Annotated in this window: 19 protein-coding genes and 1 riboswitch; of the genes, 5 read left to right on the top strand and 14 right to left on the bottom strand. The window is 44.5% G+C overall.

Annotation, left to right across the window (positions count from 1 at the left end):
* Positions 1–34: 34 nt before the first annotated feature.
* Positions 35–358, bottom strand: a complete 324-nt coding sequence (locus PRUB_RS22380) for a DUF5992 family protein (RefSeq protein ID WP_010384251.1) — start codon at positions 356–358, stop codon at positions 35–37.
* Positions 359–845: 487 nt separating this feature from the next.
* Positions 846–1,160, bottom strand: a complete 315-nt coding sequence (locus PRUB_RS22375) for a hypothetical protein (RefSeq protein WP_010384252.1) — start codon at positions 1,158–1,160, stop codon at positions 846–848.
* 408 nt (positions 1,161–1,568) lie between these two features.
* Between PRUB_RS22375 and PRUB_RS22370 the strand changes: the two genes are divergently transcribed.
* The gene (locus tag PRUB_RS22370) at positions 1,569–1,850 is read left to right on the top strand and encodes a hypothetical protein (RefSeq protein ID WP_010384253.1); all 282 of its coding nucleotides are present in this window, start codon (positions 1,569–1,571) and stop codon (positions 1,848–1,850) included.
* A gap of 210 nt (positions 1,851–2,060) precedes the next feature.
* On the opposite strand, the gene PRUB_RS22365 is transcribed toward PRUB_RS22370, so the two are convergent.
* Positions 2,061–2,675, bottom strand: a complete 615-nt coding sequence (locus tag PRUB_RS22365; protein ID WP_010384255.1) for a hypothetical protein — start codon at positions 2,673–2,675, stop codon at positions 2,061–2,063.
* Positions 2,676–3,207: 532 nt separating this feature from the next.
* On the opposite strand from PRUB_RS22365, the gene PRUB_RS22360 reads away from it, so the two are divergent.
* Positions 3,208–3,567: a hypothetical protein gene (locus PRUB_RS22360; RefSeq protein ID WP_010384257.1), complete on the top strand. Its 360-nt coding sequence runs from the start codon at positions 3,208–3,210 to the stop codon at positions 3,565–3,567.
* Between the two features lie 50 nt (positions 3,568–3,617).
* Here PRUB_RS22360 and PRUB_RS22355 read toward each other — a convergent pair whose 3' ends face one another.
* The 10 genes from PRUB_RS22355 to PRUB_RS22310 all read right to left on the bottom strand — a co-directional run bounded on the left by PRUB_RS22355 (position 3,618) and on the right by PRUB_RS22310 (position 14,467).
* Positions 3,618–3,803: a hypothetical protein gene (locus tag PRUB_RS22355; RefSeq protein ID WP_010384259.1), complete on the bottom strand. Its 186-nt coding sequence runs from the start codon at positions 3,801–3,803 to the stop codon at positions 3,618–3,620.
* Positions 3,804–4,276: 473 nt separating this feature from the next.
* Positions 4,277–4,558 carry a DUF7710 domain-containing protein gene (locus PRUB_RS22350; RefSeq protein WP_010384260.1) on the bottom strand — a complete coding sequence of 94 codons (282 nt, stop codon included), beginning with the start codon at positions 4,556–4,558 and terminating at the stop codon, positions 4,277–4,279.
* Positions 4,559–4,642: 84 nt separating this feature from the next.
* Entirely contained in the window at positions 4,643–4,984 is a 342-nt protein-coding gene (locus PRUB_RS22345; protein ID WP_155946342.1) for a hypothetical protein, read from the bottom strand.
* Positions 4,985–5,176: 192 nt separating this feature from the next.
* The gene (locus PRUB_RS22340; protein ID WP_010384262.1) at positions 5,177–5,491 is read right to left on the bottom strand and encodes a hypothetical protein; all 315 of its coding nucleotides are present in this window, start codon (positions 5,489–5,491) and stop codon (positions 5,177–5,179) included.
* Positions 5,492–5,688: 197 nt separating this feature from the next.
* Positions 5,689–6,009, bottom strand: coding sequence for a hypothetical protein (locus PRUB_RS22335; RefSeq protein WP_010384263.1), 321 nt, complete (start codon positions 6,007–6,009; stop codon positions 5,689–5,691).
* Between the two features lie 369 nt (positions 6,010–6,378).
* Positions 6,379–7,161, bottom strand: coding sequence for a class I SAM-dependent methyltransferase (locus PRUB_RS22330; protein ID WP_010384264.1), 783 nt, complete (start codon positions 7,159–7,161; stop codon positions 6,379–6,381).
* A gap of 259 nt (positions 7,162–7,420) precedes the next feature.
* A complete protein-coding gene (locus PRUB_RS22325; protein ID WP_010384266.1) occupies positions 7,421–8,023 on the bottom strand; it encodes a hypothetical protein in 603 nt (200 codons plus the stop codon).
* Positions 8,024–8,133: 110 nt separating this feature from the next.
* Complete coding sequence (locus PRUB_RS22320; protein WP_010384267.1) at positions 8,134–8,562, bottom strand: hypothetical protein; 429 nt, start codon at positions 8,560–8,562, stop codon at positions 8,134–8,136.
* A gap of 71 nt (positions 8,563–8,633) precedes the next feature.
* The gene (locus PRUB_RS22315; RefSeq protein ID WP_010384268.1) at positions 8,634–9,281 is read right to left on the bottom strand and encodes a DUF4291 domain-containing protein; all 648 of its coding nucleotides are present in this window, start codon (positions 9,279–9,281) and stop codon (positions 8,634–8,636) included.
* A gap of 413 nt (positions 9,282–9,694) precedes the next feature.
* Positions 9,695–14,467: a DUF3320 domain-containing protein gene (locus tag PRUB_RS22310; protein WP_010384270.1), complete on the bottom strand. Its 4,773-nt coding sequence runs from the start codon at positions 14,465–14,467 to the stop codon at positions 9,695–9,697.
* A gap of 323 nt (positions 14,468–14,790) precedes the next feature.
* On the opposite strand from PRUB_RS22310, the gene PRUB_RS22305 reads away from it, so the two are divergent.
* Positions 14,791–15,702: a hypothetical protein gene (locus PRUB_RS22305; protein WP_010384272.1), complete on the top strand. Its 912-nt coding sequence runs from the start codon at positions 14,791–14,793 to the stop codon at positions 15,700–15,702.
* Positions 15,703–15,807: 105 nt separating this feature from the next.
* Here the strand turns inward: PRUB_RS22305 and PRUB_RS22300 are convergent, their stop codons facing one another.
* The gene (locus PRUB_RS22300) at positions 15,808–16,227 is read right to left on the bottom strand and encodes a hypothetical protein (RefSeq protein WP_010384273.1); all 420 of its coding nucleotides are present in this window, start codon (positions 16,225–16,227) and stop codon (positions 15,808–15,810) included.
* A gap of 465 nt (positions 16,228–16,692) precedes the next feature.
* Positions 16,693–16,775, top strand: a riboswitch (cyclic di-GMP riboswitch).
* Positions 16,776–17,006: 231 nt separating this feature from the next.
* Here PRUB_RS22300 and PRUB_RS22295 point away from each other — a divergent pair.
* Positions 17,007–18,809 carry a cellulose binding domain-containing protein gene (locus PRUB_RS22295; protein WP_010384274.1) on the top strand — a complete coding sequence of 601 codons (1,803 nt, stop codon included), beginning with the start codon at positions 17,007–17,009 and terminating at the stop codon, positions 18,807–18,809.
* Positions 18,810–18,821: 12 nt separating this feature from the next.
* On the top strand, positions 18,822–21,992 hold the full coding sequence (locus PRUB_RS22290) for a DUF1592 domain-containing protein (RefSeq protein ID WP_010384275.1): 3,171 nt from the start codon (positions 18,822–18,824) through the stop codon (positions 21,990–21,992).
* Positions 21,993–21,994 lie beyond the last annotated feature (2 nt).

Genomic DNA, 21,994 nt, shown 5'->3' with positions numbered 1-21,994 from the left:
ACGCCAATCCTGATAAGTCTTACTCCACATTTCACTAGTTTGTGAAAATACCAATAAAGTTTGCTCCATTACACTCATTGTTTGAATAATTGTGTATTCTGATCTTCTTCCCACTCATTGCCGCTGCAAGGGCAATTGAAAAGGCTTGATTGTAAGACTCCACTGACTGTGACTGATTTGCAGGAAACTCAACAGATCCGTTGGCGCATGGACCTGTCCCTCCGCTTAACTTAACGTAAAACACATCTTTATTACTGCTGGAACTAGCCACTTCAGTAATGACAGCATTCCTTACCAACTCCCCTGCTCCACTAAAAAAAGGAGCCAAAAACAAAGCCGCACAGATTAAATTTCTCATACATTTTCCTTTAAAACTAACGTATTCATCAACGACGAATGCCTGAATGACTTCTTTACCGCGAAGCAACTAGCGAAAAATAGGCCAGAGAGTAGGCCTCCGTTTTGACGACACTTGTTAGCTGCTATTAATTTCCAACCAATTTAAAGCAACATTTTGATTTTATTATTGCCAAGTTTAAAATATTTAATAATCTTTTTTCGCTGCCAAAATGCGTTCTTCTAAGTGCGCACTCCTTCCCTTTCATGATCTCTAAGTCGATTTTCATTCGTAAAGTTGCATAATTCTTTATTAAAACCAACAGAGCTTTATTCACTTAAAGTAAAAGTTGTATAAATTTCAAAATCGGCGACTTATGCCTTCACACACTTCTCTAGCTACTTTTTTGTAGTAGCGCGCTATGTCTTTGGGAACATTAATTTCCGCATTCTTCATCGCGAACACACTGACGACATCACATAGTAACGTTCTACTTAACCTATAATTTTTAGCTAGAGTAAATTAATTCGAATTTTATTCTCTTATTATCAAATTCATTTAACAGACTGTTTTTCAATTTCTCAACTTCCTTTTCCTGCCATGAGTTAGCAGAAATAATAACCACCACTTTGCCACTAGTTATTTTCTCTCTTATTTTACCAATATACGCTTCAATGCCAGGTTGAGATTTTCGTGCTTTCATGAGCCCTTTTTCTGAGAGCCGTATATGTACTTCAGATGCAGGAAGCGCTTCAGGTTTAACAAACAGTGAAAATAAAAACAAACACAATACCAATGTAGAAAAGTAAAGTAATGGCTTCATAAATTTACGCTCAAAAAGCTCTCATAAAACCAGCAGCGAGCCACCAGTTGCTTAATTTTTTATGCCGATACATCGAGTTAGGCATAACAATGTCTATTTAAATGCTATCTCAGGGGCCTTTCTTGCTGAGCGCTGCGATACCTGCTCCAGCAAGCTCCCCTACCAAAGCAACAACTATGTACCCATTAAACTTACTTTCTACTTATTTTACAAGCGCCCAAAGGTATAATGCTGATGTAATTCATCATACTAACTAAGCCGTCAATTCGAAGTAACTACTTACACTCAATATAAAGTCGAGGCATCAGAGGCTATTGTATACTTCTTGCTTTTCTCGGCTAATCCAATATATAACTCTAATTGCTCGTATATAAACGTTAAGCTCACATAAAAACAAGGGATTCAACGGTGAAGGCCAAACAAAAAGAACTATACAAAGCGATAGCCTCGATACTATGGCATGACTGGGATCCAATCGGTGTTAACGATGGTGAAAACGAGTGGAGTGATGAATACGACAGCTATGTGCCTCATTTATTTCAACTTGTGTTAGAAGATAAGGATGCATCTAACATTGCGCAATACCTTTCCTCTTCTATCAAGCAAAATATGGGGCGCTCTGTATCCGAGCAACATAGCTTAGAAATAGCACACAAAATAGTGAACGCTAAAAAGCAAATTTTAGACTAGCCTATAAAAACCTTGCCATGCAAAAATCACCATAAAACACTGTTTTAAAAGAGATATAACAATGCTACGTGCTTTTTTATAACCACCAAACGTAGCTTAAATAGTCAAAGTTGGGTTGCATAATTTACTCTGAGAACGACACAGCTAAGAAATGAATAAATGAAAACATTAAAAGCAAAATACACAACCCAAAGTTAAAGCTCAGTCACATTACTGCAGAGTCACGTATTTTACATAGGCATCGGCCTGGCAGTAGTAAAATCCATACACTACCGTTTCCCAATGCGGCTGACATTGAACGCGATTGTTATATGATCCCTTATTCCACCAATCGAAATCACCAAACTTGGCTTTGGCCTTTTTATTCCACTCATTTATCGCGCTGCCGCGGAGTTGAGATATCGCAGCATCAAGTTGGTTTTTCCAGATAATACGAGAAGCTGTTCCCGTGAAGTACTCTCTGTTTTCAGAAGAATAAATATCAGCACCAAAACGATAAGCTTCATTTTCATCACCTGAAACCAAGCCAATTGAAGTAGTTTTACTCTGCACCTTCAGTACATTATTAGTAACGTCAGACTGAAGGCCATAACCACTCATGTTTCCACTCATAGACTCGATAACAACAGCCGACCAGGGGCCTTGTATCTCCGACTTTAGTGAACACTGATTATGCTCCGTCGAGCTACATGACAGTATTTCAGAATGAACAATATCGCCGTTCTTGTTGTGGAAACTCACATTAAAATCACCGTATTCCGTGCCTTCTGAATGGGCAGCGACATGCAACTCAAGACCACTAAGCTGTGATACTTCCGTTGCCATAACACTCCATGCACTTGAAACGGAGATCAATGCAGATAGCAATATCGGTTTTTTATACATTTTAAAACCTCAATTATTTGTTAGTTAAAAAATTACCGTATGGCAAAGCCACGAAATTAAGCTTATGGTTACCTGTGTAACCTTTCGCCTCCCCACCTGGTGGTAATTGAGCAACGACAACAAATAAATCAATTTTGATTATTTAATTTATTACAACATTAAACATACCTATTAACCCCAACAACTTCCAACCAAAGCATGAACAAATTAAAAATCAGAAAAACCATTATAGATAGATTTAATTAGCCATATTAAAAACAAAAAGCATAAAATATATACATGAAAAAAGGCCCAGTCAACAACCGAGATGTTCCACCGAAACAGTCCTCACAAAATTAAGTACACTCGCTACTTTCTCGATAATTCAGCCTCTGATAAAGATGCAGGCCTCCTGATAAAAAGTCACAAAAGTCTCGCGCTATGAAGGGGGTAGGCTATCCTGATTAATGTTTAAAGGATGAAAAGGTGGCCTATGCAACAAATACTTAAGCTCTTACTGTCCATTGTAATCGTGACCATGACCTTTATCGTTTCAGCGACGCTTGCCGGCATGCTGGCCGAATACGCAGGTTGGTGGAAAAAGCCAGTAATAGGTGGCGTTGCCGCGGCCTGTGTGGTGCTTTCTGGTTATATGAGTGCGCCCGGGCATAAACTGTATTATGCAACCGCATGGCTGGGAATTGGTGCAGTCGCAGCTTGGGTAATGTCTAACGCATTTATGTATGCGGAGGATGCCAATACATCTGCCCCTTTGTACATCACCTATGCCTGTGGTTTCTTTGCCCTGATACTTTGCTGGATGTGGGAACGCAATCGGTATTATCAAAATTAATCGAATCACCAACGGCGATACTGTATTGTTACTTGCATAAACGCCCGACTTTAAATGGCATTAATTGAATACAACATTGGCAGCGGCCTGGACAGCCAGATTAACTTCTGCCCCCCCGCAGAGTGAAATTGTGGTGATATAAATTCGTCCGTTTGCGGCGCATAGGCCGAAAAACTCTCGCTGCTCTGTGCACACCATTGCCCGTCGATCATATGCTTGCCGGTTAACACTGACATTCTTCTATCCTGTATTTGTTTTTTCACTGTCAAATACTCTAGGCAGAACACAGCCGTGCGGATAGTGATAGATATTTACAGGGCCAGTGAGCCAATCCTCATGCCCCGGGAAAGCCACAAGAGACGGGAGCTAGACCCTCTTTCAGGTAAGGAGAATAAAATCAGACCGGTTTTAAGGGTAAGCATAAACTCATCGCTTACCCTTGCTTATTGGCGTGCCCCTCATAGCCATAATTGGCGAAACCAGTTTTGGATAGTATTAATATCCAATAACATGAACACGTCACCCATTAGAGGGCTGGATCTGTCGATAACGGTGCTAAGAATGCGCATAAGGCTGCGCAACTCTGTTATGCACAGTGATATAAGTTCGCACCTTGCAGGCAATATGATGATAGGAAAGTAATGACGTGCTTATGATGCTTTACAAAAGAGAGTGCTCAAAAGCTCCTTAAACCGACCTCAAATTTAACCTAAATACGCACTCCATGTTTGTAATGATAATGCGCCTGGCTTGCGGTTGTGAACCCGCCAATGAATTCCGGCTGATTACTCTTTTCAATGATTTTCTCAGGCTTGATATTGTGCATATCATTGTCAATCGCCCAGTCAAAGACCCCCTGATCAAGTGGATACTGAGTTAAAACACCCGACAGGCTGTTATTTTTTATCCACGCTTCAGCTAAACCAATTTCGCTGAATATACCACCAGGAAAACCAGAATTACTCTTATTGAATACCCAAACGGATCCCATTTCTTTTCTCCGAAGTCAAAAGCATATAATAACAAAAGCGCTTATAGATCACCCTGAGCAAGTTTAAGCAATAATAACGCTTCATTATACGATGACCTGTTTGCCTGCCGTATTTATAAAGCGCTGGACGAACACCTCTAGCTCATTTGCGTAATCTTTGACGTCATCATTAGAAAACGATTTAAGCTCATCTATCGCTTCACGCACTTTTTGCGCGTCAAAACGCTTATCATCGGAGCAAAGGCTCTCCCTGACTGAAGCGTAAAAAATGCTGTAGCATTGATGGAACCGATTATATTGCTCTGGATTACGAATATGCGGAGTGCCTTGTCGAACGAGATCACGCCATTGCGTCAGCACTTTAGTCAGGCCCCTTTGCTGAATTGAACGCAATTGAGAAGGTCGAAACCCACTATTTTGCTTCATAAAACACCGCATACACAATCCACCGCACTCAAGCTTTGTGGTTTCAAGCACCTGAGACTGGCAGGATTCACAACTGACTTTTTTCACCAAACTATTTAGTACCTTAGCCACCTCTTTGATGGACATTCAATGCGTTGATTCTCAAACAATGCGGGGGATACTTGCCCGACTTCATAGGGCCACCTTAGAGGCCTATAGTGTCTCATCTGTAATTACCATCCTGTCGTCTATAACTTCTCCTGTTATGTCCGTAACCCAACAGTAATAACCAACGTCATTGTCATCAAAAGTAATATTCAGAACCACCTCAATGTAAGGCGCTGCTCTAAACTCGTGTTTAAAGCACAAGTTACAGGCATACAGCTCATAAACAAACTGGCTTGTTTTAGCGTTTTCAATATCAAAGTCACTGCTTGCAGCCCATTGCCTGGCACCTTCAAGCGCCTTTGATTCAAGTTTCTTATCAACAACTAATTTATCCAGGGCTGCTAAAACTTCACTCGTCATTACATCTCACTTTATGTCACTGCACTGTGGCCAAATGACACATAAATACCAGCATGAGTTAAGCACCGCCATATGGCAGAACATAGTATGAATAACGATAAGGTATTGTGCATCAGCCCCCGGTTTCTGATAACCACAAATTATCGATCATACATGAGATGCGGACACTCAACTCTTAGCGTCCGCTGCTGCGTACTTTACTGTGCAAGCACTTCTTTGATGAGCGGGTACCCATGCGTTGCCTGACACCCGTCAACATATATTTTTATTGGTTTACCCGTAGCATAGGCAGACAACAACAGAGAATATGTTTCTTTGAATAAGTTTTCATCTGCACTTAAAAATAAATTCGTTCCCCTCGTACAGCCACCCGAAACCATGTTCTCATGAGTAAAGTAAATCCCATTTCTAGTTGGCTTTGGGTACACTTTCGTGATTTTTCCGGCCTGATTCCATTCTCCAGCCATCGAGCCAAAAGACGAAAAAGCCATTAATACCGTTGCTATTATTCTTTTCATTTTCTCTGCTTCCTATCATTTTTTTATGGTCATACATGAATAGAGTGGATGCCAAAAATAAGCGAGTTATTCTGATAAAAATTTAGTTAAAAGTAGCGTACCTTCATCACACCAAAGTCAGTGCTGAATCCAGTAAACAGTTTTGTCAGACTCTTTTTGACACAACACCCTAATTTTGCAAGTGGTTAATATACCAATAAACAGACTATCCAAGTGAGCCTTTATTGTATGCTAAGCGGATTATGTAACAAGCACTTAAGTGCTTGTTTTTCGATTCAATCATGATCATGAACTGATTATATTGAAAAGCCAGGGAGCACAAACAGTATCACCACCATTAATCTAACCAAATAGGGTAATACCATGCTTTTACACAAGCGCCCGGCTTTTGCTGGCCTTGATTGAATACAACATGGGCACTTGCTGACCTTGAATTAGCTTTTGGTACCCCTGCTCCGACACAAACTCCAGCCCCTCAAAGCAATCGTATGGGCTATACGGGTGCTCAGTAAGTGACTCGATATTCAAGCCAGCGCCAATCAGCGCGTTAACCACATCACTGACCGAGTGAGTCCAGGTCACGGTTGTGGCTTTGGTGCCATCGCAGTTTTCTGTGTAGGTTCCCTCTTCTTCAATATCAGGCGCACCATGAGGAAAATAAGCATAGCCTGCCAGCAGGTCATTAATAGGATGAAACTCAACCAGATGGAACACTCCGCCCACTTTGAGTGCGCCAGCTACTGTCTTTGCCCATGCGGTTAAATCGGGCAACCAACACAGTACGCCGTAGGAGGTGAATACGATATCAAACTGACGCGTATTACTTTGGCCAAATTGGACCACATCACTTTCAATAAACTCTGCGTCAATTTCAAGCGCATCTTTGAGGGTATTCGCCTGAACGATGGCACTTTCAGATAGGTCCACACCTGTCACATCGGCACCCAAACGCGCCCAGGATAGCGTATCCTGACCAAAGTGACATTGCAGATGCAGCAAAGACTTGCCCTTCACAGTGCCCACCTGCGCCAGTTCAACCGGGTTCAGTGAACATTGCCCGGCCTTAAATCCGGCCACATCATAAAATTCAGATGCTACGTGTACCTGGGTTCTTTTATCCCAGGCTGACTTATTAATACTCAAATAATCCATCGTCTTTCCATGCGCTATTTATCTATTCGGAGAGTGTTCACTTTATTTAAGGATTATAAGAGTGCTCAGAAAAACACTCAATATTCAGGCCAGCACCAATCAGCGCATTAACTACATCACTGACCGAGTGGTTCAAGATCAGAGTAGTGGCTTTAGTGCCCTATCAGCTTTCTGCATGATTACAAGACAAAAGAAAAAGCAGGATAATAAAGGCCACTATCTTTTTACACTAAGTGCTCTTTAAGTGATTAAAGAGCTATCAGATTAAAAGAAATCTAATATTGTCACAAGCTATAATCATATAAGATATAGAAAAAAACAACAGTATCCCCCCAGATGCAAGATAATGGTCATCTTCTGTCATAACTTTAATGAAAATACTTAAACCTCCAAATAAAAAGACTAAAAATGGAAAGCTAAATACTGAAGTACTCTTTTCCCCCACCTCAAGGACAAAGAACTGTGCGGTAACTGCAACACTAATCAATGACACTAACAACGCAAAAACGACATAGCCGCCTCCCATTAGCCCTAAGCGCCGTTTAAAATTGAATTTGGCCTTGTCCAATACCCAATCAATTAACAATGCCGATGTAACAATTGAACCTAACCCGACTAGCCAAAATATGTCATTCAAATATTTGTGGTTTGAACTAGTAACGGATGCCATCATAGGTAAAGTAACAGCCGACGTTGTTACCAACAGTGCTGCCATTGCAATTGCAATGTTAACCATTGCACCATCAGTCCAGTCAGGTTTTAAGTTGTTTGGATTTTGTGGGTTTCCTGTCGAATTATTATGCACAGTCTTTAAAGCTGCATTGCTCATTTTTCTTACACCGACTTTTAAATTTAGAATCATAGAACACTCACGTGAGCGCTATGCTCACGCGAAACAAAGCGCTAATGTATCGAAAATACAAAACTTAGCGATAGAATTAAAACTGCCAAAAGAGGCCTTTACCCATACTCTCAGTGCTCCCAATGGCAATCTTCGTAGTAAGATTTGATTGAATCTGGCGATACCTCTGCTAATGGCTCACCGGTGTCATACCCGGCAGCAAAAAACAAAAACGTACGAGAAGGCGATTCAAACTGAAGGAGTGCACACCCCAGATCTAAGAAGTACAGTGATCCCCCCTGCGATTGCCCATAGCTGTTACTTTGGTCCGCAAAATAAAGCGCAGCCTTTAGCCTATCCAGCTTAAGGACATCCTCGCCAGCAAAAACCAGGCTTTGTCTAACAGAAGAGGGGTCGATTGAAAACGCAACCAGTTTTCCATCTTGATACTGCAGGTTTCTGATACCTGGTACCCCAGCACATGCTGACTTTACTTCAGACTTACGCATCCCGAATTTCAGCGCACCGAGTCCAACAAAGGGTTCAAAAATAAATTCCACAATGAGATTCCTTTTAAATTTCTGATTTCATCCAACAGAATGATGTTTTGGTTCACAAATCAAGTGCGTTACTACAGCGCTAACCCCAGTTTTTTGATCAGCGACTCATCCTCAGGCACATACACCGATTCTGTTGGCGTATACAGCGACTCCAGACTGCCGCTTTTCATATTTTCTCTTTGTTCGTTAACAAATTCCGATATGTCGGAGATATCCAATATCCAGTCACGGGCATAACGCTGAACCGTTTCGCCTTTGATACCCAACTGGATCGCCCTGCGTGCTTGCTTGTCACCATATGGTCCATGATCAGGGTCCCATTGCAGGCGCACGTCTGATCCTGCCATCGCCGACTTCCACTCATCCCGGGTTTGGTATTGACTCTGCTCAAAGGAAGAAGGCACGGAGTGCGCAAGTATGCTGTCGAATGCCGTACGACGAATTTTAACGGCCAGTGTGACCTCTTGATTTACTTTAGTTCCCCAGCCCGAACGGTACATCATCCACAGAAAGTTGGGCTTTATCCACGTCATCCGGGTAAAACTAAAGTCACCACCAAACGTTTGATGTTTAGCAGCATACTGACCAATCGATTGATTGTATGCCTGATATACAGTGACAGATTCTTCATCGTGTTGTGCCAGTATCACTTTTCCTTCTTTTGGCCACCGGGCCAGCTGCGCCTGATAACTGTCACAGCGTATATTATTTTTTACCACTTACTTTTAACCTACTCCTGTAAAGGGACTTACCATAATTGATGACTGTAACTGAGCACCCAAACTATCATGCGGCAGCAATACTGCCTCACCTGTGATACCAGGCACAGCGGCCACTAAAGTCATCCATTATGCAAAAGAAGGGTTATGTTACACTAATCAGTTACTTGATGTCAGGAATAGTGATAAATATCAGGAAGATAGAAAGAAAAAATGTGGTTTTTAGGGCGATTTTCACACAAACACCTGCATGAAGCTTTTGTAAGCACTCAGGCTCTGCATTTTTGATACGACCCATTTTAAATGCGTGCTTGTTTTAAACAGGGATGTTATATCTGGCCTTATAATATGTTCGAAGGTGCAGGGCAGACTTCGATATCTTCAATACTCTGAGTTTGCCCTTTTTTGTGCACTCAGTTCCTCACAGCGATTTTTAATCTATCGTTTTCACTGGTCAATATTCCTTTTCTGCACTGCTCGGCTGCCAATCGGTTCATTCTCTCTACGGCTTGAGCTGTGGCACGCTGAAATCCAAGTAACCCAAGCGCAGCAGATGCTGAGTCTGTCATATTGATAGCGTGAGCATCTCGTACCGTCAATAAAAGTGCATTGGTCAGCTCAGCATCACAGACGTTTTCCAGTTTTTTCATAGAGGCGTCTGTAGCATCCCAATTCCTTAACTTTACTGTGGACACACCCTTGGGCCATAGTACCGTGTTATCATCTTTTTGAATCGCTCCCTTGCCTGCTAAACCATCAATGGCCTGATCCACTATCCGCTTTATTTTACTTCCCACACGAGACAAACCAGCTGCATTAGCCAAACGGCTTGCAACGATAGAAGCAAAGATTGGATATTCACTTGCTACAACTCGCTCAATCGCATGCTCTATTGCACTTAATGGAATAGCACTAAAATCATCAACCTTGGGCATATTGAGTTCAGAAGCATCCACTTTTTTATAAGGGGTTTTGCACGCATCGAATATCGCCTCTTCTGCTACTTCACTTCTTTGTATTACCGGGGCTCTATCTTGAGGCTCGGTTTCTGTAGTCATATATAAAGTATCAGCCAATACAGCTGCCTGTTCAGTGCCATTTTCCAGTGCAGCAATGTGTGCATCGTGATTCAATATGGCTTCTTCAATCACCTCTTTCAGTCTATGCAGCTCCGATTTTGGATCTCTGTACCAGTCGGTTGACCAGATACGAGCAAATTTCCATCCTAACCCTTCTAATACGCTTTGTCTCAACCGCTCCCTATCCCTAGCAGAAACCGCCTCATAGTAACCCGCGCCATCATACTCAAATGCCAAAACATATTGTTCAGGATAACTTGGGTGGCGTATTGCCAAGTCAATAAAATATCCCTGATTTCCCACTTGTGCCGCAACGTCAAAACCCAAGCTTTGAATGGCATCTTGCAGTACACGACCAAAAGCAAAATTTGCTTCCTGCTCGCCTTCAACAGCCGTTTCTGATTTGTTGAATTCAGCAAACTCTAAAAACGCCTGCAATGCACGCAGCCCGAATGGGCTACCACTATCCACTCTGAGCTCTTGTCCATGGAAATTCGCAAAGACCTCCATAGACAACCTAGCCCTGGATATTAATACATTAAGCCTGCGCTCTCCCCCTGGCTTGTTTAACAAACCAAAGTTCTGGCTTACCTCACCCGTTTTAGTTTTACCATAACAAATACTAATCAAAATAACGTCCCGCTCATCGCCTTGGACATTCTCTAGGTTCTTTACAAAAAACTCATCACCACCAGCATGGCTTTCAAAGAACCCGTCAGTTTCTGGGTGTAAGCGACGCACTTTTTCAAGCTCCAGAATAATTGCGTCACGCTGAGACAAACTAAAAGCAACAATACCGAGCGATAAATGGGGTTTGGTCAGAGCATGCTTAAGCACAGCCGCTACCACCGCTTTTACTTCTCCTGGGTTAGTTCTTGACCCCCCTTTGTCGTACCAGCTCTCTGGCAAATAATGGAACTTCAGCCCGGTTGCATCACGGTGAAACCCGGGGCTCGGAAATGCGATCAACTCATTCTTGTAAAACTGCTCATTTGAAACGGCTATTAACGAATCGTGGCGTGAACGGTAATGCCATTTCAGCATATGGCTTGGCGCACCTTTAGATTCCATGAGTGCCAGTATGCTCTCAATGTCAGCGGTATCACTCTTTTCAAGCTCTTCGTCTTCCAAATCCACCGACTTCGCAAATAAGCTATTGGGTGGCATCTGCTTGCTATCGCCAACTACAATCACCTGACTCCCCCGCATCATCGCACCCAATGCATCTGGAGCGGGGATCTGGCTGGCTTCATCAAAAACAATCAAATCAAATTCCAGCGCACCTTGCTTAAGGTAAGTTGCGATAGACATAGGGCTCATCATAAAGATAGGTTTAATCTGTTGAATAACATGGCCCGCTTCACTCAATAATTTCCGCAAAGGAATATGGCGCGTCTTCTTACTGAGCTCCCGCAGTACCAGTTCCATTTCTCCTTTTGCATTTTTATTCGGTAACTGTTCAAACAACTGACCGACGAGCTTTTCCTGAGCGAAAAACAGACTTTCTTCGTCCACTTTTTTGAATTCTTTGATGGTCTTCTCGTGCTTTGTCCGATCAAATTGTCGGATAGCTGCGGAGTTAGCATACGCATAATCAACCAAGCCCTGGTAATAGCTTTTCTCAAACACATGCAACAAAGCTTCCGGGGGCTCTTTCCAGTTGAAGGCCAGTTTCACGAAAGGCTGGACCTGATATTGCTCAAGCGCAGTAACTATCTGGTTATATCGTGCAAACTCATACAGCTGCTCTGGCTTATTCCAACTCGCTAAAAGATCGGACAAAGAACCAAATTTCATTGTTGCAAGTTCATACTCTGACCTTTGCGGGTCTATCGCAACGATTTCTGTTAATCGATTACACAGGTGTAACGACTCATTATACAATCGGTTCAGCTCTTCTGACTCATTCAGTAGCAGTTGTTTATCTACATCAGCATCAATTACTTTTGCCAGTTTCAATTGCAGCTGACCACTATTCACTTTTTGATAGTAGCCGCAGATCCATTCAAAAACCCGTTTGAGCTCTGCCAAGTCAGAGTGTTCTCCCTGCCATAGCGTGCCAAAAGCATTCGATAGAAACGTACAGTAGGTATCAAACTCGCGTTTCGCACTTTTATACTCCAACACTGTATCTAATAACTCTAACCACTTTGCAGGGTTGCTCGGCAAAGTACCTTTGTACAGGCCAGAGAGCTTAGTTTTCGCTTTTCTGAAACTAGGCGACAAAAAGCGCCACCATTTATCCGTTTTTCCAACTAACCCTTCACGGATACTCAGTAAATCGGCCTCAAACACAAGTGCAATAAACTCTGCTTGAACTGCCTTTTTAAGCAACATGGCGCGCTCAAGACTCTCCAGGCCACGTACTACCTGTTGCTCGTCCGAAACCCACACCGGGTTATCTACTTGTACGCCATGAAGCTCAGGCACCTCAGACAGCCAGCGAGCGGTGGAAATCAATTGAGATACTGCCTGCAAGCTGTCGGGGCTTTCAAGCTGTATGTGGTCTGCAACCGTTTGACTATGAGCAACCACTGCTGTTATTTCATCGCTCAATGCTAGCATCTCAACGGATAACGCCTGATGCATCGCGGGAGAAAAGTCCTGTCGGGTAGACATAGCAAACGGGTGCGCGGCTGGCTCCCCCATTAGCTGTATCTGCTGGACCAGTTCGTCGACAACTTTTATTACTTGATGGTATGTTTCGTCTGTCCATTGTGAAAACAAGCTAAATGGCAACAGTGGTATTGGTTTGCCTGTTGACGCTTGCTCGAGCAGCATCAGCTTACCCAGTGCACTGATATAATTGATTTTGCTATTGAGAATGGGCACTCGCACTTCTTTCGCATAAGAATCCAGTAGTGATTTGGCGGCTGTAAGCTCAGCAAACTCTTGCCCTCTGTCTACTATCTGGGGCTTGCCTTGTGCCAGTGACTCTGAAATAGAAGCCAGTACCACTTTCTTGGTACTTTTGTGGCTGTGCAGTTCGAGCACGGCAAGCCCGAGGTGAGTTTCATCAAGCCGCTTCTTCACCACCTCCAGTGCCGCCATTTTCTGTGCCACAAACAGCACTTTTTTACCCAAAGCAACTGCCTCAGCAATGATGTTGGTAATGGTTTGAGACTTGCCAGTACCAGGTGGACCCTGAATGATAAAATCAGCACCCGACTTCATTGCCAAAATCGCCGCTATCTGACTGGAGTCTGCATCTTTTACCAAATGAAGCTTTTCTGGGTGCGCCAATTCACTGGTGTTGTACTCGGTTGCTGAGCTAAACCCCTCACTCAAAAGGCGTGTCATGAGCGGCAGCTGTCCAGGTTTTTTTCCTTCTGGCCAGCCACTCGGATCTAAATCCATATACATTTGAAACTTGCCGAACGAGAAGAGCCCCAGACCGATTTTATCCGGGTGGACTGTCCAGCTTGATTGCTTCTCGACAGCATTCGCAACTGCTTGATAATAGTCTGCTAAAGTAGTTTCAACCGTGTAAGTAGGTAATTGTAGTTTGAATTCGGTTCTCAATTTTGCGGCCAGCGTCAGGTTAGAGCCCAGCTCCTCACCCGTATATTTCAGCTTAAAGCTATCCCTCGCGGACGACCTTGTAAGCTTTACGGGGACCAGGATCAAAGGTGCGTAGCGCGACACACGCGTATTGGACGGTTCATGCCATTGCAAAAACCCAAGCCCCAGGTACATTACTTCTATACCCTGCTCTTGCAGCATTGTATGTGCATCCGCCTCTAATTTTAAAAGTGCCTTATCAAGCTTTGCAGGCATAAGCCCGGTTTGAAGATACTTATCGCTAAATCGTGCCTCCCCCTTTTGCTGCTCCAAATACAAATCCAGCGGAGGTAACTCAGTGTCTTCATCAGACTGAAAAAAAGTGCTTTGATCATCGTCGCTGATGTTGTTTTGATAAGCCTTTGGTAATGGCAAAAAGCTCATTGTTTTCTCTTTTTCGACAAGCAACTCAAAAACTTGCTCAGACTTTTCGTCTATTATATCTATCGCTTTTCCACTGCTACGATAGTTTAGCTGTGGGTTTGCCCGCAGCCCCATATCAAGCAACTCCAGTCGTGCACTTTCCAATTTCTGCTCAATCGTCATAAACAACCCTTGTAATAACTTACCCAGCCAACCTTGAATAAATAGAATAAAAATAGAGCTAACAATAAAGCGTAGAGCCACAAGAGTAGTTTTGCCACTTCATAAGCAAATCAGATAGTTGTTTTGAGAGAAGTTTAATAGAGCCAAATTAGTTAAAGTATGGAATAAACGAATAGATAGCAGTTCCATATATGCTGCTTAGTCAAGCTATGAAAACACCTGATTCCCTCGGATAAGTTTAGCAACGAATAAATACTTATAATTGACAGGGCTACGAATTATGATAACTCTACACTACGAATCTCTTTTAAGCAGTAATTGCCATGAAATACAGATTGTTATATGCCATTTTTCTGGTGTGCTGTATGTCAGTAACCTATGCGAGTGAGACACAGAAGCCTGTTAACCTAAAACAACTGCACCAGATCATTGAGCAGGCAGAAAGGTTAGTAGTAAAAGATCCAATAAACGCACTGGTGCAATTTGAATCCGAAAAAAGAGAAGACTTATCAGCTTTGAAAAACAGCCTGGTAATTGAACGCCCCGAAACAGAGCGACTCTGTTTATGCGTTGGTAATCCCGTAATTTATTTCTACAAAGGTGATAAAGAGCTAGGGGCTCTATCATATATTAGCGGTAACTATTTACGCTTCTCGCACTGGAGCAGTGATGCTTCTGTAGTCGATACAGATAAATTGCTGACCTGGTTTGATGATCGCGGCATGCCGTGGCCACGACAGATGTTTGATAAGCAAAGGAAAGAGCAAGTACAAAACCAGAAAAATGAGCAGCGCTGGCTTGGTGCAATGCCCTCATCAATCAGCGCAGTCTGGACAGAGATCCTAACCCCTTATGGCACAAGAGATGCACAGCGATTGATGACCCCATTCACAGCTGCAATACCAGATAAACGCCTACAGGTCCTGGCTTTACTCGAATGGTATGGCTCCGGCGCAGGGCCTTGGTCAGGTTATCCATCCTATGAGGATGTTGCAAGGAAAATGCTGTTTGACTACACAACGGCTAACATCATCTCAATCATTAACTCAACCCAGCTAAATACAGCACAGACAGAAGGGGCAGCCAGGTTTTTTGGAGGTTGGGAATTTTCGCAAAAACGACCCGATGACCTGGAAAAGGTGCCTGATACACTCAAGGAACAATTATGGGAGCACGTATCATCAACAATGGATAAAGATAAACTTGCCAGGGCAAGGCGCGCATTTAAAAAATGACAGTAACTCCAGCACATTCTTTGCAAGATACTCGTAGTAGCGCCAAAACCAGCTGAAAAATCTTTGCACTGGTGTCTGTTACTTATATTCTGATGCTGATTTATCCTACAACCCTAACCTGCTACAGCGAGCTGATGTGACATGTAAGTTAGCTATTATATCGGCGAGGTTTTCACCAACCGTCAGGTCAATAATAATTTTAGCCCCAGCGTCTAAGTATTTCTTTAGTACATTGTTCGAACAGACAAAGTTCAGCGTCTTTACTTTGTACTGGTTTTTCTTTTCTTCAAATAATGCGTCACTTCGGCTAAAGCCTTCAACGCCAATATCTAATGAAGTCACGTCAGTTGATTCATAAAAATAGAGTAATTTGGCTTTATCTCCATCTTTAAGGAGCAACTTAGAAACATCCTCTTCAAGCCTGACATGCTCATTTTCACTAGTTGTTGCTTTGTATATTATTGAAAAAATCAGTCCCAATGCCACGACAAACACATGTAACAACTGTCTGCTTTTTTGCTTCAAAACATATCTCCGGAAAACCTGTTAATGATCGTTTATCACCATCGCGTCTTAAATAAAACAACGTACTTGTCAGTGACTGAGCACACCTCACTCACTGCTTGACCAAATATTACCCTATAAACCTGGCGGAGCCGACCCTGTACGCCTGACGTAACATCCCTAATAAAGGCAATATACCAGAATCACCCATTCGATATATGGAAAGGATGTCCATTAATCACAAACAAAAATATACCAAAACAGAATCAAATTCAGGACACACTCCCTACCCCTTTGCACAATTGAGCCACATTGTGCACATTTCAAAAATTGAGCATAAATCATTAAATTTTAAGGACTTCATAATGGCCAGGAACAAATTTCAAACAGCCTTTTGGCCTTATTTCAGGTGAAATGTGCAAATAATGTGAAAGTTGATGTGTGGGCTTTGTGATTATTGCAATTTTGGGCTACCTTCCTCAGACAGGCTTAAAATAGCAAACCTTTCGAAAGGAAGGGACGCAAAGCTTCCGGTCTAAGGTGCGTACTAAGATAGCGGGGTTGCTGAATGCCAATGAGTATAAATGAAGCGTAATGTGCATACTGTTGTTTTGTATGCGCATTGCGAAGCATATTGGTATTCACGCCAATGGCATGAGCTGTCATACCTCCCTCTTTTGGTCTCTCCTCATACCTGAACTTGCTCTTGCTATTGCAGCCTGTTAGCTCTGGTCAACGCTTAACCCGCGAAGAGCAGCAGGGAATTAACATGTCAAATGGCAATGTTTCGGGGAACTTTCATGAGACAACGTAAATACAACACCAGGCAGCACCGGTTTTTAAAAACCAGTCTCTGCTTACTGGCTTTGGGGCACTCCATACACGGCTTTGCTGCGCAATGCGAGTTCAAAGTGAAGAACGAATGGCAAAGCGGTTATACCGCAGAAGTCACCGTGTATAACAACACCGATGTCGCTATTGATGGCTGGTCAGTCGGATTAGAGTTTAATCAGGGTGAGTCCATCAATAACGCCTGGCGCGCTCAACTGGGCGGTAGCAACCCCTACCAATTTGAGAACCTCAGCTGGAATCGCAAGATTAATCCAAATTCATCCAAGACTTTTGGCTTCAACGTGCAGAAAAGTGCCGGACAAGCCGCGGTTACGCCGAGCTTATCTGGCATTTGTGAGAGCGGCGGGCAGGATGACAATAACGAAGTCAGTGTTGCCATTACGGCGTCTGACACTCGGGCCACAGCACCTGCAACTATCCAGTTCAACAGTGAAATAGCTAACTCAGCATCGGACAACCTGAGCTACCTGTGGGATTTTGGTAACGGCCAAAACTCAGATGAAATGAACCCACAACATACTTTTAAGCAGGCGGGTGATTATCAGGTGTCATTAACCATCAACGACGGCACCAATGACTACCAGGCGGCACCGATTGCGCTCTCTATTGAAGAAGCGCAGCCAGAATCAGCACACTGTCTGTTTGAAGTGGAGCAAGAGTGGATCTCCGGCTTTCGCGGCAAGGTCACTATCACCAATACAGAGAGCGTGGCCATTTCAGGCTGGAAAGTACTGATGGAATTTGCCGACAACACTAGACTGACTGGCGTCTGGCATGGCAATCACAGTGGCAATAACCCGTATGAGATCGTCAACGAAAACTACAACGGCACCATCAATCCGGGTCAGAGTTTGAACTTTGGTTTCAATGCCCAAAAGGCACAAGAAAATGACACACCAACAACGCCTTCACTGGGCGGGTTATGCTCGGTAGACGGCAATATTAATCGTGCCCCCTCAGCTATTGCATCGGCTTCTGTGACAAACGGCCAGCGTCCTTTAACGGTAAACTTTGATGGCAATGACTCTTCCGATCCAGACGGGGATGCCCTGACGTACAGCTGGGATTTTGGTAACGGTAATACATCAAGCGAGCCAAACCCTGCTTATGTTTTCGATCAAACAGGTACATTTACGGTCAAACTATCGGTCAATGACGGGGTCAATACCACGGTCAGCCAGCCCATCAGTATTCAGGTCGAAGAGCCGGATGTGGCCCCCATCACCGGACCATTTGAGTTAAACCCACAAAGCTCCAGCCTTTACTTTGTCTCCACCAAAAAACAACACGTGGTTGAAGCACACACCTTTGAAAACCTCAGCGGCAGTATTTCTATGCAAGGGGCAGCAAGGCTCACTTTGGATCTGACCAGCGTCAATACGGGTAACGAAACCCGGGATGGCAGAATGAAGGAGCACCTATTCGATACCAGCTTGTTCCCTGAAGCCGAAGTGCTGCTTGCGGTTGATTATGCAGCCCTGGCCGCCATGCCTATCGGTAGCACCGAACAACAGACCGTCACCGCCACTGTGAATCTCACAGGCGTGATAGCCGAAGTGACTACAGACGTGGCAGTTCGCCGCCTTACGCACACTAAAGTCATGGTGCAAAGCCTTAAGCCGGTTGTACTGGACGCGACAGACTTTGGCCTGGAGCCAGGCATAGAAACACTGAGAACACTGGCGAATTTATCTGTGATCAGTTACGCGGTTCCCGTGAGCTTTAACTTAGTGTTTGAAGCGCAGGAATAGGAGGGAAAGAAGATGATATTTAATAACTTAACACGATTCTCTACCTTTACTCGTGCCAGCTCAAGGGCGCCAGCTATCGCCAAATTTGCCGTTTGCATGAGTTTAATCGCGAGTGCGCAGTTTGCTCAGGCGGCACAGTGTTCATTTACCATTCCAGATAACTGGAACAATGGGTTTAAAACCGAGATAGTCATTGCAAATGACTCAGATCAGAGCATTAACGACTGGTCTCTCGAACTCACCTGGAACCAGGGCATCTCCCTGCAAAATGGCTGGAATGGCAATTTCGACTGTAACGACACTGGGTGTACCATCACCTCACAAGGTCATACCGTCCATGCAAATCAGTCATTTGGGCTAGGTTTTGTTGCCAGTAAAAATGGCCTGAGCGAAGACGTTGCCATCACCCTTAATGGTGATGTATGTAGCAACTCAGGCCCGACTACGCCCCCGGATGCTGTCACAGAAACAGGCTTATGGGCGCTGGACACTACTGAGTCTTCTCTGAGCTATGTATCGGTCAAAAAAGACCATGTCGCAGAGCTGAACCAGTTTGTATCGCAAGATAATGCAGCCCCTGCGTTGTCGGGCAGTATTGATGCCGATGGGCGCATACTCCTGGCAGTCGATTTGAATAGCGTGTCTACCGGTGTGGATATCAGAAACAGCCGGGTTATGGATTTACTGTTTGAAACAGAATTACTGCCAACGGCGTACTTCAATACTCAGATTGACCCTGCGCTACTGAGCACGCTGGAAGTGGGCAATCCGACGGTTCAAACCGTTACAGGTGAGATGAGCCTGCATGGCGTAAACCAAGAGATGAGCCTGGATGTGTTAGTAGTGAAGCTGGCAACTGGCCATGTTAACGTCAGTACGCTGACGCCTTTGATAGTCGATAGTAAAACCTTTGATATGGACTACGGTATTGAGGCGTTGCGAGTAGTCGCCAACCTGAGTGGCATTGGTGAGACCGTACCGGTTTACTTTAACCTGACGTTTTTATCAGCCGAGCAAGACAGTTTTGAGCCTGTTGATATGGCGGCTAAACCGGCTGCACCTTCGGAGCTCAGCGCCAGTGTCCTATCGGCCGAAGCTCAGGCGCAATTAAGCTGGTACGACAACAGCAATAACGAAACCAATTATCTGGTGCGTTTAAAATCGCTTGATGGCCGCTGGCACACCACCGCAACGCTTGCCTCTAACGCCAGTTACTATGAGTCGGGTTTGCCGGAATCTGGTGAGTTTGATTACAAGGTGATTGCGCTGAGCAACTCAGTGCCCTCCCAGCCGAGTAATATAGCGCGCGTCACAGTCACTGAAACCGACCCCATTGCCCGTGGCATGGAACTGTACAAAACCAACTGTGCCGGTTGTCATGGTTCTGAAGGCGGCGGTCTGGGTTCATTCCCTGCACTTAATACCGAACGTGATGTACAGGCCATGATTGATGTGATCACCGCGACTATGCCTTATGGCGCGCCGGGAGCCTGTGATGAGCAATGTGCTACGGATATCGCGGATTACCTGCAAACCCTGTGGCCTGCGCCACTCACCTGTGATGTGGGTGTCGCGCCTGTGGCATACGGTGCACGACAGCTGAAAATACTGACCCAAACCGAATATCAAAACACAGTAGAAGACTTACTGGGTGTTGATTTCGCAGTATCAGACGGCCTGTCGCCGGATTCTCAGGTGGGCTTTTTCATCAACAATACCCATGCCGCTGTGCAGCCTTCTAACTACAGCAACTACCTGCTGGTTGCCGAAGAAATCGCACAATGGGTGGCTGATAATGGCTATTCGACTGCTTTAACTTGTGCAGCCATTAATGAAGACTGTGCCAACCGTTTAATTGATGAGTTAGCACCACAGATATTCCGCCGTCCGCTAACGCTGGATGAGGCAGACAGTTACCGACTGATCGCAACCGGCTTTTTCAACAATAACGACGTTGAAGCAGGCATGCAGTTAGCACTGGAAGGCTTGCTGTCTTCGCCGCAGTTTATTTATCGTCATGAATTAGGCGAAGCGAACCCGGATAACTCGGAGCTGGATTACGACGCCTTTGAGCTGACCTCATGGGAAATGGCCACCTTCCTGTCTTATACCTTTACCGGTTCAACGCCAGATCAGCTTCTGTGGCAGGCCGCTGAACGTGATGAGTTGCGTGATGAAGCCCATATCATTGCCCATGCAAACCGCCTGGCAGAGCAAGCTAAGCCCGTGTTGGGTGATTTTGTAGGCAGCTGGCTGGGTACAGGCAGTTTAGAGGTCGCCAGCAAAGATCAGGACCACTATCCGGGCTTTGTCAATCTGGTACCTGCCATGAAAGCGGAGATCAACGAAACCTTCTCCTACATCATGACTCAGCCGGACGAAAAATTTGGCTCGCTATATACCGCCAACTTCACGTTCGTCAATCAGCTACTAGCCAACCACTACAACATTCCTGGCGTATCGGGTGATGAAATGCAAAAAGTTGAGACCACACAACGCGGTGGTATCTTAGCCAATGGTGCGTTTATGTCGCGCTGGGCAGAAGTAGATGAATCGCACCCTATCTTACGCTCGGTCAGAGTGCGCCGTCGTATGTTATGTCAGGAGCAGCCCGATCCGCCAGCCGGTACCTTTGAAGCTCGAGAGCAAAGGCTCGCCGAGCTGTCTGACTTGTTACAAGACCCGACGACCACCAACCGACTCAAGTACCACAGCTTAACGGAAGGTCAGCCTTGTTCAAGTTGCCACGAAAAGTACATCAACCCGATGGGCTTTGGTATGGAAGACTTTGATGCGGTGGGCAACATCCGCAATCAAGACAACAACGGCAATGTGATCAATGCATCGGGCACCCTCTACGCCCCTGAGAAGTACGCTCAGGTCAGTGACTTTGTGCCATTCAACGGCACTAAACAGTTAGGTGCCGTGATAGCCGACCTGTCTTCTGCTCAAAGCTGCTTACCACAGCAAATGTTCCGCTACGTAATGGGTGTGGGTCATGACTCAATCGACCCGACGAGTGAAGAAGACAAGCGCCTGTCTCAGACAGAGCAGGTCGGTTATATGTGTGAAATCGACACACTGACCAACACCATGATGCAGGAAAGCCCGAGAGCCATGCTGGAGAAATTTGGTTCACTCAAGTCGGTGCGTTATCGCAAAGCCTGGTCCAGAAGCGAGTAATG

Source organism: Pseudoalteromonas rubra, assembly GCF_000238295.3.
GTDB lineage: Bacteria > Pseudomonadota > Gammaproteobacteria > Enterobacterales > Alteromonadaceae > Pseudoalteromonas > Pseudoalteromonas rubra.
This window is presented reverse-complemented; position numbering and strand designations above follow the sequence as displayed.

Excerpts from the sequence above, each read along its gene's own strand:
- PRUB_RS22380 (WP_010384251.1), bottom strand. The coding sequence starts at position 358 with ATGAGAAATTTAATCTGTGCGGCTTTGTTTTTGGCTCCTTTTTTTAGT.
- PRUB_RS22375 (WP_010384252.1), bottom strand. The coding sequence starts at position 1,160 with ATGAAGCCATTACTTTACTTTTCTACATTGGTATTGTGTTTGTTTTTA.
- PRUB_RS22365 (WP_010384255.1), bottom strand. The coding sequence starts at position 2,675 with ATGGCAACGGAAGTATCACAGCTTAGTGGTCTTGAGTTGCATGTCGCT.
- PRUB_RS22360 (WP_010384257.1), top strand. The coding sequence starts at position 3,208 with ATGCAACAAATACTTAAGCTCTTACTGTCCATTGTAATCGTGACCATG.
- PRUB_RS22355 (WP_010384259.1), bottom strand. The coding sequence starts at position 3,803 with ATGTCAGTGTTAACCGGCAAGCATATGATCGACGGGCAATGGTGTGCA.
- PRUB_RS22350 (WP_010384260.1), bottom strand. The coding sequence starts at position 4,558 with ATGGGATCCGTTTGGGTATTCAATAAGAGTAATTCTGGTTTTCCTGGT.
- PRUB_RS22345 (WP_155946342.1), bottom strand. The coding sequence starts at position 4,984 with ATGAAGCAAAATAGTGGGTTTCGACCTTCTCAATTGCGTTCAATTCAG.
- PRUB_RS22340 (WP_010384262.1), bottom strand. The coding sequence starts at position 5,491 with ATGACGAGTGAAGTTTTAGCAGCCCTGGATAAATTAGTTGTTGATAAG.
- PRUB_RS22335 (WP_010384263.1), bottom strand. The coding sequence starts at position 6,009 with ATGAAAAGAATAATAGCAACGGTATTAATGGCTTTTTCGTCTTTTGGC.
- PRUB_RS22330 (WP_010384264.1), bottom strand. The coding sequence starts at position 7,161 with ATGGATTATTTGAGTATTAATAAGTCAGCCTGGGATAAAAGAACCCAG.
- PRUB_RS22325 (WP_010384266.1), bottom strand. The coding sequence starts at position 8,023 with ATGATTCTAAATTTAAAAGTCGGTGTAAGAAAAATGAGCAATGCAGCT.
- PRUB_RS22310 (WP_010384270.1), bottom strand. The coding sequence starts at position 14,467 with ATGACGATTGAGCAGAAATTGGAAAGTGCACGACTGGAGTTGCTTGAT.
- PRUB_RS22305 (WP_010384272.1), top strand. The coding sequence starts at position 14,791 with ATGAAATACAGATTGTTATATGCCATTTTTCTGGTGTGCTGTATGTCA.
- PRUB_RS22295 (WP_010384274.1), top strand. The coding sequence starts at position 17,007 with ATGAGACAACGTAAATACAACACCAGGCAGCACCGGTTTTTAAAAACC.
- PRUB_RS22290 (WP_010384275.1), top strand. The coding sequence starts at position 18,822 with ATGATATTTAATAACTTAACACGATTCTCTACCTTTACTCGTGCCAGC.